Below are 14,058 nucleotides of genomic sequence, written 5' to 3'. Positions count from 1 at the left end.
AACTAACCATTATTTTTAAAGTAGAAGGCTTCCGATTTCGGAAGCCTTTTATGATTAAAAGGGGTGTCTATAAATCAAATTTAATACCTTGAGCCAATGGCAGACTAGTTGAATAGTTAATGGTGTTAGTCTGGCGTCTCATATAAACTTTCCATGCATCAGAGCCAGATTCCCTTCCGCCTCCGGTTTCTTTTTCTCCGCCAAAAGCACCCCCGATTTCTGCTCCTGAAGTTCCAATATTTACATTGGCAATTCCGCAATCAGATCCTGTAACAGATAAAAACTTTTCAGCTTCGCGCAAGTTGTTTGTCATAATTGCGGATGATAATCCCTGTGCTACACCATTTTGGTAATCGATTGCATTGTCAACTTCTCCTAAATATTTTATCAGGTATAAAACCGGTGCAAAGGTCTCATGCTGCACTATTTCAAAAGAGTTTTCTGCTTCGGCAATGGCAGGTCTTACATAACAGCCGCTTTCGTAACCTTCGCCAGAAAGTACGCCACCTTCAACTAAAATTGTTCCGCCTTCAGCAACAACTCTGTTTAAAGCTTTTGCATACATTTCGACAGCATGAATATCAATTAACGGCCCAACATGATTGTTTTCATCAAGAGGATTTCCGATACGTAATTGTTTATAGGCAGCTATTAATGCTTCTTTTACTTTATCATAAATACTTTCGTGAATAATCAGTCGTCGGGTTGAGGTACAGCGCTGTCCGGCAGTTCCAACTGCGCCAAAAACTGCACCGATTACGGTCATTTTAATATCTGCGTCAGGAGTCACAATAATGGCGTTGTTTCCTCCTAGTTCCAATAATGATTTGCCTAATCGTCCGGCAACTGCCTGAGCTACTATTTTTCCCATTCGGGTAGAGCCGGTTGCAGAAATCAACGGAATACGGGAATCTGAAGTCATTAATTCGCCAATTGAATAATCACCGTTTATCAGACATGAAATACCTTCAGGTAAGTTATTTTCTTTAATAACCTGAGCAATTATATTTTGACAGGCAATTCCGCAAAGAGGTGTTTTTTCAGAAGGTTTCCAGACACAAACATCTCCACAAATCCATGCTAAGGCTGTGTTCCAGGACCAAACGGCAACAGGAAAATTAAAGGCAGAAATGATTCCGACAATTCCTAACGAATGATATTGCTCATACATACGATGTCCGGATCTTTCGGAATGCATGGTTAATCCGTGCAACTGGCGGGATAAACCGACTGCAAAATCACAAATGTCAATCATTTCCTGTACTTCTCCGTAGCCCTCCTGTAATGATTTGCCCATTTCATAAGAAACCAATTTACCAAGAGCTTCTTTGTTTTGGCGCAGTTTTTCTCCAAACTGACGTACAATTTCTCCACGTTGAGGTGCAGGAATTAAGCGGAATGTTTTAAAAGCTTCTGTTGCTGACTGAATTACTTTTTCATAATCTTCAGCTGTAGACATTTTTACAGATGCAATTAATTTTCCATCAACTGGAGAATAGCTATCCAAAATTTCTCCGGATGAAAAATTATTTAAACCCGTTGATGTCCCTTCATTTATAAATTTGATGCCCAGTTTTTCCAGGGCTTCATTGATTCCAAATTGAGATGCTATTGTTGTCATTGTAACTTTTCTATTTTAAAATGTGATATTTTAATGTAAAGATATTGTTTTAAGATTGAATTTTATCATCGGAGAACAAAGTAAATTTAGCTTTAATTTTTAGGATTTTCACAATTATAAGTCGCTAAATTTGTCTTAATTCATGAAATTTGTAACCATAAAAAATATTAGGTATGAAAATTACAAAAATGCTTTTGGTTTGTTTGGTTTTAATATCATCCAATTCATTTTCCCAAAAAGTTCAAAAATCAGCGTTTCAGGTTGTTCCTTTGGGAGTTAAGGGTGGGATTGACGAAAAAAACCTGTCAGCTTATTTATTAGCACCTTCTAATACCAAAGATTACATTTGTCTGGATGCCGGAACCATTAATTCGGGAATAGAAAAAGCTACTGAGAATAAGGTATTCAAGGTTTCAGCAAGTGAAGTTTTGCGAAAATATATTAAAGGATATTTGATTTCACACGCCCATTTAGATCATGTTTCAGGTCTGATAATTAACTCGCCGGCAGATTCTTCAAAAACGGTTTATGCCACAAAAAGATGTATGGAAATGATGGAAAACCATTATTTTAATGATCAGACCTGGGCAAATTTTGGCGATGAAGGACCTGGTTTCCATATTAAGCGTTATCATTTTCAGACTTTAAATCTAAAAGAAGAAACTGCAATTACAAACACCAAAATGACGGTAAAATCTTTTCCGTTAAGTCATGTAAATCCATATGAAAGTACAGCCTTTTTAATTAGAAACAATGATGATTATGTTTTGTATCTTGGTGATACCGGTTCGGATGCAGTGGAAAAAAGCAATAATTTAAAGGAGTTATGGATGGCGATTGCACCATTAATTCAGAATAAACAATTAAAAGGCATTTTTATAGAAGTTTCTTTCCCAAATGAGCAACCGGATCAGTTTTTATTTGGGCATCTGACACCAAAATATTTGATGGATGAACTTCACGAATTAGAAAAACTGGCAAGGAAAAATTCTTTAAACGGATTTAAAATAGTAATTACGCATTTGAAACCGCCTGCTAAAAATATTGTAAAAATTAAAGAGCAGTTGAAAACTCAGAATGATTTGGGGTTGAAATTTATTTTTCCGGAGCAAGGGAAAAGTTTTGAGTTGTAAATGATGGAGGAATGTGCCTCTGAAATAATGTATTATAAAAAAACCGACAAATTCTAAAATTTGTCGGTTTATATTTTTATAAAATTAGAATTTACAAATCAAATCCTAAATTCACTCCCAATTTCATGGCAATGATTTTAGTAATTCGTTGTTTTAATTCTGGTATTTTAATGCTTTCGATTACGGCATTTGAGAATGCGTACATCAATAAAGCTTTAGCTTCTTTTTTCGGGATTCCGCGTGACTGCATGTAGAACATTGCTGTTTCATCTAATTGTCCAACAGTACAACCGTGAGAACATTTTACATCGTCAGCGAAAATTTCTAATTGTGGTTTTGCGTTGATTGTAGCTTTATCACTCAATAAAATATTGTTGCTTTTTTGGAAAGCATTTGTTTTTTGAGCTTCTTTCTCAACCAAAACTTTTCCGTTGAAAACTCCAGTCGAACGATCAGAGAAAATTCCTTTATAATCCTGAAAACTCTCGCAATTTGGCTGTGCGTGGTTTACCAAAGTATAATGGTCAACGTGTTGTTTATCATTAAGGATTGAAATTCCGTTTAAAGTGCTTGTCAATCTTTCTCCAAAATGATAAAAATTCAAATTGTTACGAGTTAAATTTCCGCCAAAAGAGAAAGTGTGAACATAAGCGTGACTTTCTTGTTGTTGTGAAACATAAGTGTTGTCAATTAAATTCGCTTCGCTATTATCATTTTGAATTTTATAATAATCAACAATCGCACGTTTTTGAGCAAAAATCTCCGTAACAGAGTTTGTCAAAACCGGATTTTCATTCAAACTTTGGTGACGCTCAATAATTTGAACATGTGAATTTTCACCCACAATAACCAAGTTTCTTGGCTGAACCATTAAAGCAGCTTCATTTCCAGTTGAGAAATACATGATCTCAATTGGTTTATCCGCTACTTTTTTCTTTGGAATATTGATAAAAGCACCTTCAATTGCAAAAGCCGTATTCAATGAAGTCAAACTGTCATCTTTACTTGCAATTTGATTAAAGTAGGTATCAATAACCATTTTGTATTTTGGTTTTGTTAATGCCGATGACATTAAGCAAACATCGATTCCGTCGTGTGTTGTAGAAGACAAATGCGAACTGAAAACACCATCGATAAATACTAATTTGTATGTATCAATTTCGTGTAAAAAGTATTTTTTTACCTGATTAAATTCGATTGCATTTTCCTGCTTTGGAAAAACCGTAAAGTCATTTTTTAAGATGGCGTTTAGCGATGTGTATTTCCAAGCTTCTTCTTTTTTGGTTGGGAAACCTTTATTTTCGAAGTTTTTTAAAGCATTTGTGCGTATGTCATGTAAATCCGAATGTACATCGACACGCTCCTCAAAAGCCATAAAAGACGATACTAATTTTTCTTTTAAATCCATTTTGTTTTTGTTTCCTTCGGAGTTTCAGGTTTCAAGTTGACTGTTGGAACTTAACTCCTTTTTACTCTTTTGTTTCAGGTTTAATGTTTCAAGTTTCTACTGAAACTTATTTCCTTTGAAATCTTTTTTATTGAGATAAGTGATAAAGTTTTTGATTTTGCCACTTAAATTTTCATAATCCTTTTTTAAAGCTTCGAATTTTTCTTCTGAAATATATTCAAAATCAAAAACTCGGTATAACTGAGATCTCGTTTCTCCGGCTGAGCCTTTTGCAATTGATAAAAATTGTCGAAATTCTAAATTTCCATCTCTTTCAAAACCTTCTGCAATGTTATCCATTACAGAACCCGAAGAATCTTTTATTTGATTTTTAAATCTGAGATCTGATCTTAAGTCTGTATGAATTGCAATAAGATGAATTTCTTTTGCTAATCGTCGAGCCTCTTTCCAGATTTCTAAATCCTCAAATCGAGTTATTGTCGCCATAATTTCCGTTTAAGTAATTTAAGTTTAAACTTACAAAATGTAACTCAACTTGAAACTAAAAAAACATGAAACCTGAAACAAAAATTTAGTTCTCTGCTTTAATCCAGTCGTATCCTTTTTCTTCTAATTCGTATGCTAACTCTTTTCCGCCAGATTTTACGATTCTTCCGTTGTAAAGAACGTGAACGAAATCAGGAACGATATAATCTAATAAACGTTGGTAGTGCGTGATAACGATAATAGCGTTTTTGTCGCTTTTTAATTTGTTTACACCATTCGCCACAATTCTTAAAGCATCGATGTCAAGACCAGAATCGGTTTCGTCAAGGATTGCCAATTTTGGCTCTAACATTGCCATTTGGAAAATCTCGTTTCTTTTTTTCTCTCCTCCGGAAAAACCTTCATTAAGAGAACGAGAAAGAAATTTACGATCGATTTCTAATAACTCCGATTTCTCACGAATTACTTTCAACATTTCGTTAGCTGGCATTTCTTCTTGTCCGTTTGCTTTACGAGTTTCGTTGATAGCTGTTTTCATGAAGTTAGTAACGCTAACTCCAGGAATTTCTACCGGATATTGAAAAGAAAGGAAAACACCTTTGTGTGCTCTTTCTTCTGGAGCTAAATCGCCAAGATCTTCTCCGTCAAGAATTACCTCTCCGTCTGTAACTTCATAATTTTCGTTTCCTGCAATTACTGCAGAAAGAGTACTTTTTCCAGAACCATTTGGCCCCATGATAGCGTGAACTTCGCCAGCTTTAACTTCTATATTAATTCCCTTAAGGATTTCTTTATCACCAATTGCGGCGTGAAGGTTTTTTATTGATAACATCTTTTTTTTGTTTAAAGTTTCAAGTTTCAGGTTTTCAGTTATGCTGAAAAACGAAACTTTGAAAAATCTTTTATTTTAATATGATATAAAATTCTTTTTAAATGGTTGCAAAAGTAAGTTTCAGATCAAAAACTTGAAACCTGAAACTTTTTTAGCCTACAGATCCTTCTAAAGAAATCTCTAATAATTTTTGTGCTTCAACAGCAAATTCCATTGGAAGTTTGTTCAAAACGTCTTTACTGAAACCGTTTACGATTAATGCAATCGCTTTTTCAGTTGGAATACCTCTTTGGTTGCAATAGAAAACCTGATCTTCTCCAATTTTACTTGTTGTTGCTTCGTGTTCGATTTTTGCAGATGGATTTTTACTTTCGATGTAAGGGAAAGTATGTGCACCACAATTGTTACCCATTAACAATGAGTCACATTGAGAAAAGTTTCTTGCATTTTCAGCTCTTGGTGAAATTTGCACTAATCCACGGTAGCTATTTTGTGATTTTCCTGCAGAGATACCTTTAGAAATAATAGTCGATTTAGTATTTTTTCCTAAATGGATCATTTTAGTTCCAGTATCCGCTTGTTGGAAATTATTGGTAACAGCAATAGAATAAAATTCTCCTACTGAATTATCTCCTTTAAGTACACAAGAAGGATATTTCCAGGTTACAGCAGAACCGGTTTCAACCTGTGTCCACGAAATTTTAGCATTTGTTTCGCATAAACCTCTTTTAGTTACAAAGTTGTAGACTCCACCCTTTCCTTCTTTATTTCCAGGGAACCAGTTTTGAACGGTAGAATATTTAATTTCAGCATCATCCAAAGCGATTAACTCAACAACAGCAGCGTGTAATTGATTTTCGTCACGGCTTGGAGCAGTACATCCTTCAAGGTAAGAAACGTAACTTCCTTCATCAGCAATAACTAGGGTTCTTTCGAATTGTCCAGTTCCTGCCTGATTGATTCTGAAATACGTTGAAAGTTCCATAGGACATTTAACGCCTTTTGGAATATAACAGAAACTTCCGTCAGAGAAAACCGCTGAGTTTAATGCAGCATAAAAGTTGTCTTTCTGAGGAACAACTGTACCTAAATATTTTTTAACCAATTCCGGGTGTTCTTTGATAGCTTCAGAAATCGGACAGAAAATAATTCCTTTTTCTGCCAGAGTTTTTTTGAAAGTCGTTGCTACAGAAACAGAATCGACAACAATATCCATAGCGATATTGTTCATCTTTTTTTGTTCATCAACAGAGATTCCTAACTTTTTGTACATTTCTAAAAGTTCAGGATCAACGTCGTCCAAAGTTTTATTAGGATCTACCGTTTTTGGAGCTGAATAATAAGAAATTGCCTGAAAATCCGGTTTTTCGTAATTAACGTTTGCCCATTCCGGCTCGATCATTTCTTTCCAGGTACGGAAAGCTTCGATGCGCCATTCGGTCATCCATTCAGGTTCTTCTTTTTTCAGTGAAATAGCTTTTACAATTTCTTCATTTAAACCAATAGGGAATGTCTCAGATTCTATATTGGTATAAAATCCGTATTCGTATTCCTTGGTTTCGAGTTCGATCTTTAAATCGTCTTCTGTGTATTTGCTCATTATATTTTTTAATGTTGTCTTAAAGTTTTAAAGTCAGAAAGTCAGTTAGTCGTCTTTAAGACTTATGGCTTTCGGCATTTGACTATAGAGAAAATGATTCACCGCATCCGCAAGTTCTGCTTGCGTTTGGATTATTGAAAACGAATCCTTTTCCGTTTAGTCCTCCAGAAAATTCTAAGATTGTCCCAGCTAAATAAAGGAAAGATTTTTTTTCAACAGCAATCTGTATGTCATTGTCTACGAATATTTTGTCGTCATCTCCTTTGGTTTTGTCAAATTTTAAATCATATGACAAACCAGAGCATCCTCCGCTTTTCACTCCTACACGTACGTAGTCATGTGCGGCATCGAAACCATCATCAGTCATCAAATCGATGATTTTCTTTTTGGCTGTATCAGAAACTTTTATCATTGTTTATGGTATTTGTATTTTTCTTTCATTTTTAGTCCAAATTCAAAAAAACGGTATTTTTTTAAAATGCTGGATTTCAATGTTGAAATGAAATTATTTGCAAAGATACGACTTAAAAACCTTTTTCCATAACGGTTCACATTATTATAACAAATGTTAAAATAGATATAAGTTATTTTAAGTTTATTATTTTAAATCTGCCAGGAAGTTGATAAAGGCTTTTTGAATGGTTATTTCTTATATTTCTATTACTGCTGCATCTTTTAGGGAAAAGAAATAATGTTTTAGTTTCGAGTAATAGATAAAAAAAAACTTTTTGTTGATAGGTATTAAATATATAAAATCAACTTCCATTACTATTAAAGAAATGGAAGTTGATTTTATATATTTTATCAGTTAAGCTGTTTTGTCTGAAAGTTATTCTCAGTTTTTAATTATTTTTTTTGTTATTGTTTGCCCTGTATGTTCAAGTCCTTTTAAAATATAAATTCCATTGGACAATGCACTAATATCTGCTGAATCTGAAGTATGAGGAATGTTTCTTTTCTTTCCAAGTATATCATAGACAGCAATTTCTGTAAGTTCCTGAGAAAAATAAATCTTGCTGTTGGCTGGATTCGGATAAATTGCAAAAGTATTTTTATAAGATTCTGGTATATTAAGCGTCGTTGTTCCTGATAGTATTCTGGCGATACGACCGACTGTAACGCCATTATATAAAATAAAAACACCGGAAATTAAAATTTTACCGTCTGGCAGAATGATAATATTGTCAACGCTACTGCTTATTCCCTGGTTATTAGCTATTCCTGTTCCTGCAACAAATGTGGTATCGTGTGTTCCGTCTGTATTGAGTCGGGCAATATTTAGAATAGGCGTACCTCCATAAGAAGTAATAGTTCCTCCTATTATAATTTTTCCATCGGATTGTATTGCTATTGAGGAAGGGTTAGTATAAGGATTTGTTCCGGTATTGGTAAATAACATTGATTGTGCCACAAAAGTAGGATCTAATGATCCATCCGTATTAAGTCGGGCCAGTCCTGGTGGAGGGCTATTTCCACCTGTGAAACCAACAAAGGTTCCCGAGATCAACAATTTTCCATCAGATTGTATTTTAACGACATCTATGTTCCATTCTATTGAAATTCCGACATTAAAAAATGTGGTGTCGATTGTTCCGTCAGTATTAAGTCGGGTAATACATTGTTTAGGGGTTCCTTTATAATTTTTAAAATTTCCTGCAATTATGATCTTTCCGTCAGTCTGTGTAACTATGGAATAAATAACATTATCGGGTCCGGCTCCAGGGTCAAAAGCCGTATCAATTGTACCATCACTGTTAAGTCGGGCAAACCTGTTTCTTGTAATGCCGTTGAAAGAGGTAAATAATCCGGAAATCAAAATTTTTCCATCGGTTTGTACTGCAATTGAATAAATACTGTTATTTACTCCTGTTCCTATATTGAAAGTAGTGTCAAGCGTTCCATCCGAATTTAAACGTGCTATACCATTTCTTGCCACACCATTGTAATTGCCAAATCTTCCTCCAATTAAAATTTTTCCGTCTTGTTGCGTTGCAATAGTATAAACAGTACTACTTGGTCCTGTTCCGGGATTAAAAGTGGCATCAAGTGTTCCGTCAGCATTTAAACGGGCTAATCTCTTTCTTAAAATCCCATTGTAAGAAGTGATATATTCTCCTGTAATTAAAATTTTCCCATCTGGCTGTAATGCCATACGCTCAATTGACTGATTGGATCCGCTTCCAAATCCTCCCGGGTTTAAGAAAGTTGTATCAATAGTCCCGTCATTATTTAGTTGGGCAAATCTGCCTATTAAAGTGGTATTAAAAGAGGTAAAGTTACCTCCGGTTAAAATTTTCCCATTAGTTTTTACAGTGATGGTATAAATACTTTCATTGACACCAGTACCTGAATCAAGAGAGGTATCAAGTGTTCCGTCTGAATTTAGTCTTGCTAAACTGTTTTTTGCAGTACCATTATAAGATATGAATGATCCTGCTATTACCATTTTTCCGTTAGATTGTGGTATGATTTTTCTAACTGAACCATCAAATCCAGTTCCAAGGTTAAAATCGTTATCAAGTGTTCCATCACTGTTGAGTCTGGCAAAACAACTACGTGATGCAAAATTATAAGTTGAAAAATATCCGCCGATTAAGATTTTTCCATCTGACTGTAGTGCAATGGTTTCGATCCCATTAGCTCCATTTCCAGGATTAAAAGTAGTGTCTAATGTTCCGTCAGTATTGAGCCTGGCTATATTTTTTCTTGAAATTCCATCAAAGGCCAAAAAATCACCTATAATTAAAATTTTACCATCGGGTTGTAGTACTATTTCCTTAACGGTACTATCAAGACCAACAGGAGAGCCAAATGATGTGTCTAATGTCCCATCAGAATTTATTCTTGCAATATGCTTTCTTGCTATACCATTATAGGATGTGAAATATCCTCCAATTAAAATTTTTCCGTCGGTTTGTACTGCTATTGAATTATAAGAATTGAAACCCGATCCTGGTTCAAAAGAGGAATCAAGTGTTCCGTCAGTATTAATTCTGGCGATACGATTTTTAGCAGTACCATTATAGGAAGTAAATCCTCCAGTAATTACAATTTTCCCATCAGACTGTAATGTTGCGGCACTAACTGCTGCATTGGCTCCGGTTCCTATATTAAAAGAGTTGTCTGTAGTTCCATCAGCATTGAGTCTTGCGATACGGTTTTTTGACTTATAATCATAGCTTATAAATTCTCCTGCAATTATGATTTTTCCATCTGTTTGCTCTATAATGCATTTTACGGTTGCATCAGCTCCTGCACCAATAACAGGATTAAAAGTCTTGTCTATCTCTCCGGATTGTGCATATATCCCTCCGGTAACTAAGAATAAAAATATTTTTATGAGAAGTGCTCCTTTCATGATTATTGTTTGTTAATTATTTTTAAATCAAAGGATTATGTTGTTGATGTAAAATTGAATTAAAATAAAAGATCTTACAATACGCAATTAGGGGTATTGATAATGTTGTATTTTATCAGGAAAAGAAAGTAAAAGTTAAATAATTAGATTTTTATAGAAGATGTGCTTACTAATGGGTAAAAAAAATACGCTCAATGGCGTATTAAATTTTTTTACTCTGTTTATAAATGTTAAAAATAAATTTCGATACTGATTTTTAATCCATTATCCGATTGTATTTTTACATTGCCATTTAAGTGGGCAATTCTTTTTTTAATATTTATTAATCCGTTTCCAAATTTATTTTTTTCCTGAATTCCTTTGCCATTATCTTTAATGGTAATGAGAAGCCCTTTTTTATCAATTGAAGAAATTGTAATAATTACTTTATTGGCTTCTGCATGTTTGACAGTATTATTTAATGCTTCCTTGATAGAAAAAAATAGATTTTTTCTTGAATTTCCGTTTAAGATTCGGTTGCATATAGTATCAATATCTTCAGAAAAAAGCATCTTAATTTCAGTCCCTTCAAAAAAATTATAGGCATATTGTTTTACATATTCTGTAAAATTCTGAACATTATTATTATCTGCATTTAGCGACCAGATAAAAGCATTGAGACGTTGCGAAATCTCAGAACTGGTATTACTTATTTTATCAATCAGGACTTTCTGCTTATCGTTAGGATCGTAATTTTTTAATAAATTAGCGTTGATTAAAATACTGCTTAATTCACTGCCAATATCATCGTGAAGGTCTTTACTGATTTCATTTTTTTGATTTAAAATTTTCTTTTGTAATCTGTTTTTTCTTCGGATGATAATAATAATCAGCAATAAAATTAATCCTAAAAAAAGCGTAGTCAGAAGCTGTAAAATCTTTATGTTTTTTTGTTTGTCAAGTTCATTAATTTTGGATAGTAACAGTTTTTTTTCGCTGTTAATATATTGATCCGTAATGTTTTGAATGTGAAAGTTTCCGTTTTTATTTATGTTTTTTTCAATTTTCAATAATTTCTCCTGAACTGAAAGCAATAAATTTTTATCGTTAACAGATTGAAATTTACTTAATGACTGTTCGTAAAAAAGTTTTTGAAAAGAAGCATTTACGTTGTGTCGCCTTATTATTTCCTGACCTTTTTCAAAATAATAATGGTCTGTTTTGGGGTTTCCAGAGCCAGATTCTATTAAATTTCCATAACCTAATAATGCAGTGTCATAAATAGCTCCGTTTAATGAGGTTATGATGCTTTTTTTGAAATAAAATTCAGCAGAGTCTTTTTGGTTTTGCTTCAAAAATAATTCTCCAAAAGTGCGTTCTACATTGGCAACACATCTTATATCTTTCAGCTTTTTAGCAAAACTATATGCTTGTTTGTTATAAAAATGAGCAGAATCTAACTGTTGGGTTTTAATTTTTAACTGGGCTATATTATTATAGATATACTCTTTATTAATCTGATATCTTTTATAATTTATATGATAAGTGACAGGGAAATATTTTTTTGCTTTGTGAAAAGATTTTTCAGCTATAGATGTTTTACCCATTTCATACCAGTTAATTCCTTCTAAAAGAAAAGCGTTAGAAAGATGTAAACTGTCCTTGGTGATTGTTGCTAATTTGATTGCTTTTTGAGCTTCATGTAAACCAAATTGAAACAATCCTGAGTAATAAAAAAGTTCTGACTGCAGACTGTTTATACAATATTGCTGTGTATCGTTAGGACATTTTTGAAGCTTTTTTTTAGAATAATCCAACCATTTTTGGGCATCTTCAATTTTGTCAAGCTCCAAATATTTTTCAGAAACAGCTATCGAATTAGCTACTTCACAATTGGGTGCTTTGCATTTGCCAAATGCTTCTTCTTTGTCCTGTATTGTTTTCTGGGAAAAAACAAAAACAGAGGAAAACAAAAAAAATAAGAAGTAGTATAATTTCATTTCCCTTTTTTAAATTATCGCTTCAAATACATATTAACTGCTTCAACCCGGGTATTTACTTGTAATTTTTCGTAAATGTGCTGAATATGTTTTCGAACGGTTCCTCCGCTGATCTGAAGATTGTCTGCTACTTCTTTATTCATCTTTCCAGTAGCTAATAATTCTAAGATTTCATTTTCGCGGGGCGTTAACAGCAAGATACTTTCATTAGTCGTTTCAAATTTAGAAAAACTGGTTACAACTTTTCTGGCAATGCTGCTGCTCATCGGACTTCCGCCATCAAACAAGTCATTCAGTGCCTCAATAATTTTCGTTGGCCCTTCGGTTTTTAAAATATAACCACTGGCACCTGCCTTTAAACTTTTAAAAATATTTTCATCGTCTTCATAAGAGGTGCACATTATAAACAGTAAATTGGGGTTCTTAGTTTTTAAAATTGAAACACATTCATACCCGCTATATCCGGGCAGATTCACATCCATAAGTAAAGCATCTATTGCCAGAGTAGGAACCACTTCTATCGCAGATTCAGCATTTTCAAAAGTGCCTGCTAGTTCAAATTGTTCCGTAAACTGAATCATCATCGCTAATGCTTCCCGTAAATCACGGTTGTCTTCTACAATGCCAATTCTTTTCTTCATTTTGCTTATTCTTATCAGGCAATATTAAAAATAATTAAACTCTCCTAAAATACGCAAATAAGCGTAGTAAATAAAACCTAAACCATTAAATTGCATTAGATTTTGAATTTAATACAATATATATGAAACTTTATCCAATAGAATCAGGAAATTTTAAATTAGACGGAGGCGCTATGTTTGGGGTTGTGCCCAAAACAATCTGGAATAAGACCAATCCTGCAGATGCTAATAATTTAATTGATATTGCAGCGCGTTGTTTGCTTATCGAAGATGGAAACCGCCTGATTTTAATTGATACTGGAATGGGCGATAAACAATCGGAGAAATTTTTTGGATATTATTCGCTTTGGGGCTCTCATACTATAGATAAATCGCTGGCCAAATATGGTTTTCACCGAGATGATGTAACAGATGTTTTTATGACACATCTTCATTTTGACCATTGTGGAGGAAGCATTCGATGGAATGCAGATAAAACCGGATACGAACCCGCTTTTAAAAACGCCAAATTCTGGACTAATGAAAATCATTGGGAGTGGGCAACAAAACCAAATGCACGTGAAAAAGCTTCTTTTTTGGCAGAGAATATTTTGCCGATGCAGGAAAGCGGACAATTAAATTTTATAGAAAGACCGGAAAGCGATTTTGGTTTTTCAAAAGAATTAGGTTTTGATATTTACTATGTTGATGGGCATACCGAAAAGCAAATGATTCCACATATTCAATATAAAGATAAAACAATAGTTTTTTGTGCTGATTTATTAGCGACTGCAGGACATATTCCGTTGCCGTACGTTATGGGATATGATACAAGACCATTATTGACAATGCCCGAGAAATCAAAATTGCTAAATGCTGCTGCCGATAAAAATTATTATTTGTTTTTGGAACATGACGCCCATAACCAGATTATTACGGTAGAACATACTGAAAAAGGAGTGAGGCTAAAAGAGGTTTTTACCTGTGAGGATGTCTTATAAAACATCAAAACCCTGTTTTC

The 14,058-nt window shown here is 33.8% G+C and carries 11 protein-coding genes; 2 read left to right on the top strand and 9 right to left on the bottom strand.

What is annotated here, in order from left to right; all coding sequences use genetic code 11:
- Positions 1-67: 67 nt before the first annotated feature.
- On the bottom strand, positions 68-1,621 hold the full coding sequence (gene amaB, locus GWR14_RS11800; protein WP_163409221.1) for an L-piperidine-6-carboxylate dehydrogenase: 1,554 nt from the start codon (positions 1,619-1,621) through the stop codon (positions 68-70).
- Between the two features lie 173 nt (positions 1,622-1,794).
- Here amaB and GWR14_RS11795 point away from each other — a divergent pair, with 173 nt between their 5' ends.
- Positions 1,795-2,754, top strand: a complete 960-nt coding sequence (locus GWR14_RS11795; protein WP_163409220.1) for an MBL fold metallo-hydrolase — start codon at positions 1,795-1,797, stop codon at positions 2,752-2,754.
- A 91-nt stretch (positions 2,755-2,845) separates the two neighbouring features.
- Here GWR14_RS11795 and sufD read toward each other — a convergent pair whose 3' ends face one another.
- The 8 genes from sufD to GWR14_RS11755 form a co-directional block, all read right to left on the bottom strand.
- A complete protein-coding gene (gene sufD / locus GWR14_RS11790; RefSeq protein WP_095929604.1) occupies positions 2,846-4,162 on the bottom strand; it encodes a Fe-S cluster assembly protein SufD in 1,317 nt (438 codons plus the stop codon).
- Between the two features lie 96 nt (positions 4,163-4,258).
- The gene (locus tag GWR14_RS11785; protein WP_163409219.1) at positions 4,259-4,648 is read right to left on the bottom strand and encodes a four helix bundle protein; all 390 of its coding nucleotides are present in this window, start codon (positions 4,646-4,648) and stop codon (positions 4,259-4,261) included.
- A gap of 85 nt (positions 4,649-4,733) precedes the next feature.
- Complete coding sequence (sufC, locus tag GWR14_RS11780) at positions 4,734-5,480, bottom strand: Fe-S cluster assembly ATPase SufC (RefSeq protein WP_163391696.1); 747 nt, start codon at positions 5,478-5,480, stop codon at positions 4,734-4,736.
- A gap of 151 nt (positions 5,481-5,631) precedes the next feature.
- On the bottom strand, positions 5,632-7,080 hold the full coding sequence (gene sufB / locus GWR14_RS11775) for a Fe-S cluster assembly protein SufB (protein ID WP_163409218.1): 1,449 nt from the start codon (positions 7,078-7,080) through the stop codon (positions 5,632-5,634).
- 82 nt (positions 7,081-7,162) lie between these two features.
- Entirely contained in the window at positions 7,163-7,492 is a 330-nt protein-coding gene (locus tag GWR14_RS11770; protein WP_026727150.1) for a HesB/IscA family protein, read from the bottom strand.
- A gap of 423 nt (positions 7,493-7,915) precedes the next feature.
- The gene (locus GWR14_RS11765; protein WP_163409217.1) at positions 7,916-10,438 is read right to left on the bottom strand and encodes a T9SS type A sorting domain-containing protein; all 2,523 of its coding nucleotides are present in this window, start codon (positions 10,436-10,438) and stop codon (positions 7,916-7,918) included.
- Between the two features lie 230 nt (positions 10,439-10,668).
- Positions 10,669-12,417 carry a sensor histidine kinase gene (locus GWR14_RS11760; RefSeq protein WP_163409216.1) on the bottom strand — a complete coding sequence of 583 codons (1,749 nt, stop codon included), beginning with the start codon at positions 12,415-12,417 and terminating at the stop codon, positions 10,669-10,671.
- Between the two features lie 14 nt (positions 12,418-12,431).
- Positions 12,432-13,058: a response regulator gene (locus GWR14_RS11755; RefSeq protein WP_163409215.1), complete on the bottom strand. Its 627-nt coding sequence runs from the start codon at positions 13,056-13,058 to the stop codon at positions 12,432-12,434.
- Positions 13,059-13,180: 122 nt separating this feature from the next.
- On the opposite strand from GWR14_RS11755, the gene GWR14_RS11750 reads away from it, so the two are divergent.
- Positions 13,181-14,038, top strand: coding sequence for an MBL fold metallo-hydrolase (locus GWR14_RS11750; RefSeq protein WP_163409214.1), 858 nt, complete (start codon positions 13,181-13,183; stop codon positions 14,036-14,038).
- The last annotated feature ends 20 nt before the right edge of the window (positions 14,039-14,058 follow it).

The organism is Flavobacterium ajazii, from assembly GCF_010614725.1.
Classification (GTDB): domain Bacteria; phylum Bacteroidota; class Bacteroidia; order Flavobacteriales; family Flavobacteriaceae; genus Flavobacterium; species Flavobacterium ajazii.
Note: the sequence above shows the minus strand (reverse complement) of the source record. Positions and strands in the feature narration are given on the sequence as shown.

What these genes read in the sequence shown, in the direction of transcription:
- sufB (WP_163409218.1), bottom strand. Translation starts at nt 7,080, where the DNA reads ATGAGCAAATACACAGAAGACGATTTAAAGATCGAACTCGAAACCAAG.
- amaB (WP_163409221.1), bottom strand. Translation starts at nt 1,621, where the DNA reads ATGACAACAATAGCATCTCAATTTGGAATCAATGAAGCCCTGGAAAAA.
- GWR14_RS11765 (WP_163409217.1), bottom strand. Translation starts at nt 10,438, where the DNA reads ATGAAAGGAGCACTTCTCATAAAAATATTTTTATTCTTAGTTACCGGA.
- GWR14_RS11785 (WP_163409219.1), bottom strand. Translation starts at nt 4,648, where the DNA reads ATGGCGACAATAACTCGATTTGAGGATTTAGAAATCTGGAAAGAGGCT.
- GWR14_RS11750 (WP_163409214.1), top strand. Translation starts at nt 13,181, where the DNA reads ATGAAACTTTATCCAATAGAATCAGGAAATTTTAAATTAGACGGAGGC.
- GWR14_RS11770 (WP_026727150.1), bottom strand. Translation starts at nt 7,492, where the DNA reads ATGATAAAAGTTTCTGATACAGCCAAAAAGAAAATCATCGATTTGATG.
- GWR14_RS11760 (WP_163409216.1), bottom strand. Translation starts at nt 12,417, where the DNA reads ATGAAATTATACTACTTCTTATTTTTTTTGTTTTCCTCTGTTTTTGTT.
- sufD (WP_095929604.1), bottom strand. Translation starts at nt 4,162, where the DNA reads ATGGATTTAAAAGAAAAATTAGTATCGTCTTTTATGGCTTTTGAGGAG.
- GWR14_RS11755 (WP_163409215.1), bottom strand. Translation starts at nt 13,058, where the DNA reads ATGAAGAAAAGAATTGGCATTGTAGAAGACAACCGTGATTTACGGGAA.
- sufC (WP_163391696.1), bottom strand. Translation starts at nt 5,480, where the DNA reads ATGTTATCAATAAAAAACCTTCACGCCGCAATTGGTGATAAAGAAATC.
- GWR14_RS11795 (WP_163409220.1), top strand. Translation starts at nt 1,795, where the DNA reads ATGAAAATTACAAAAATGCTTTTGGTTTGTTTGGTTTTAATATCATCC.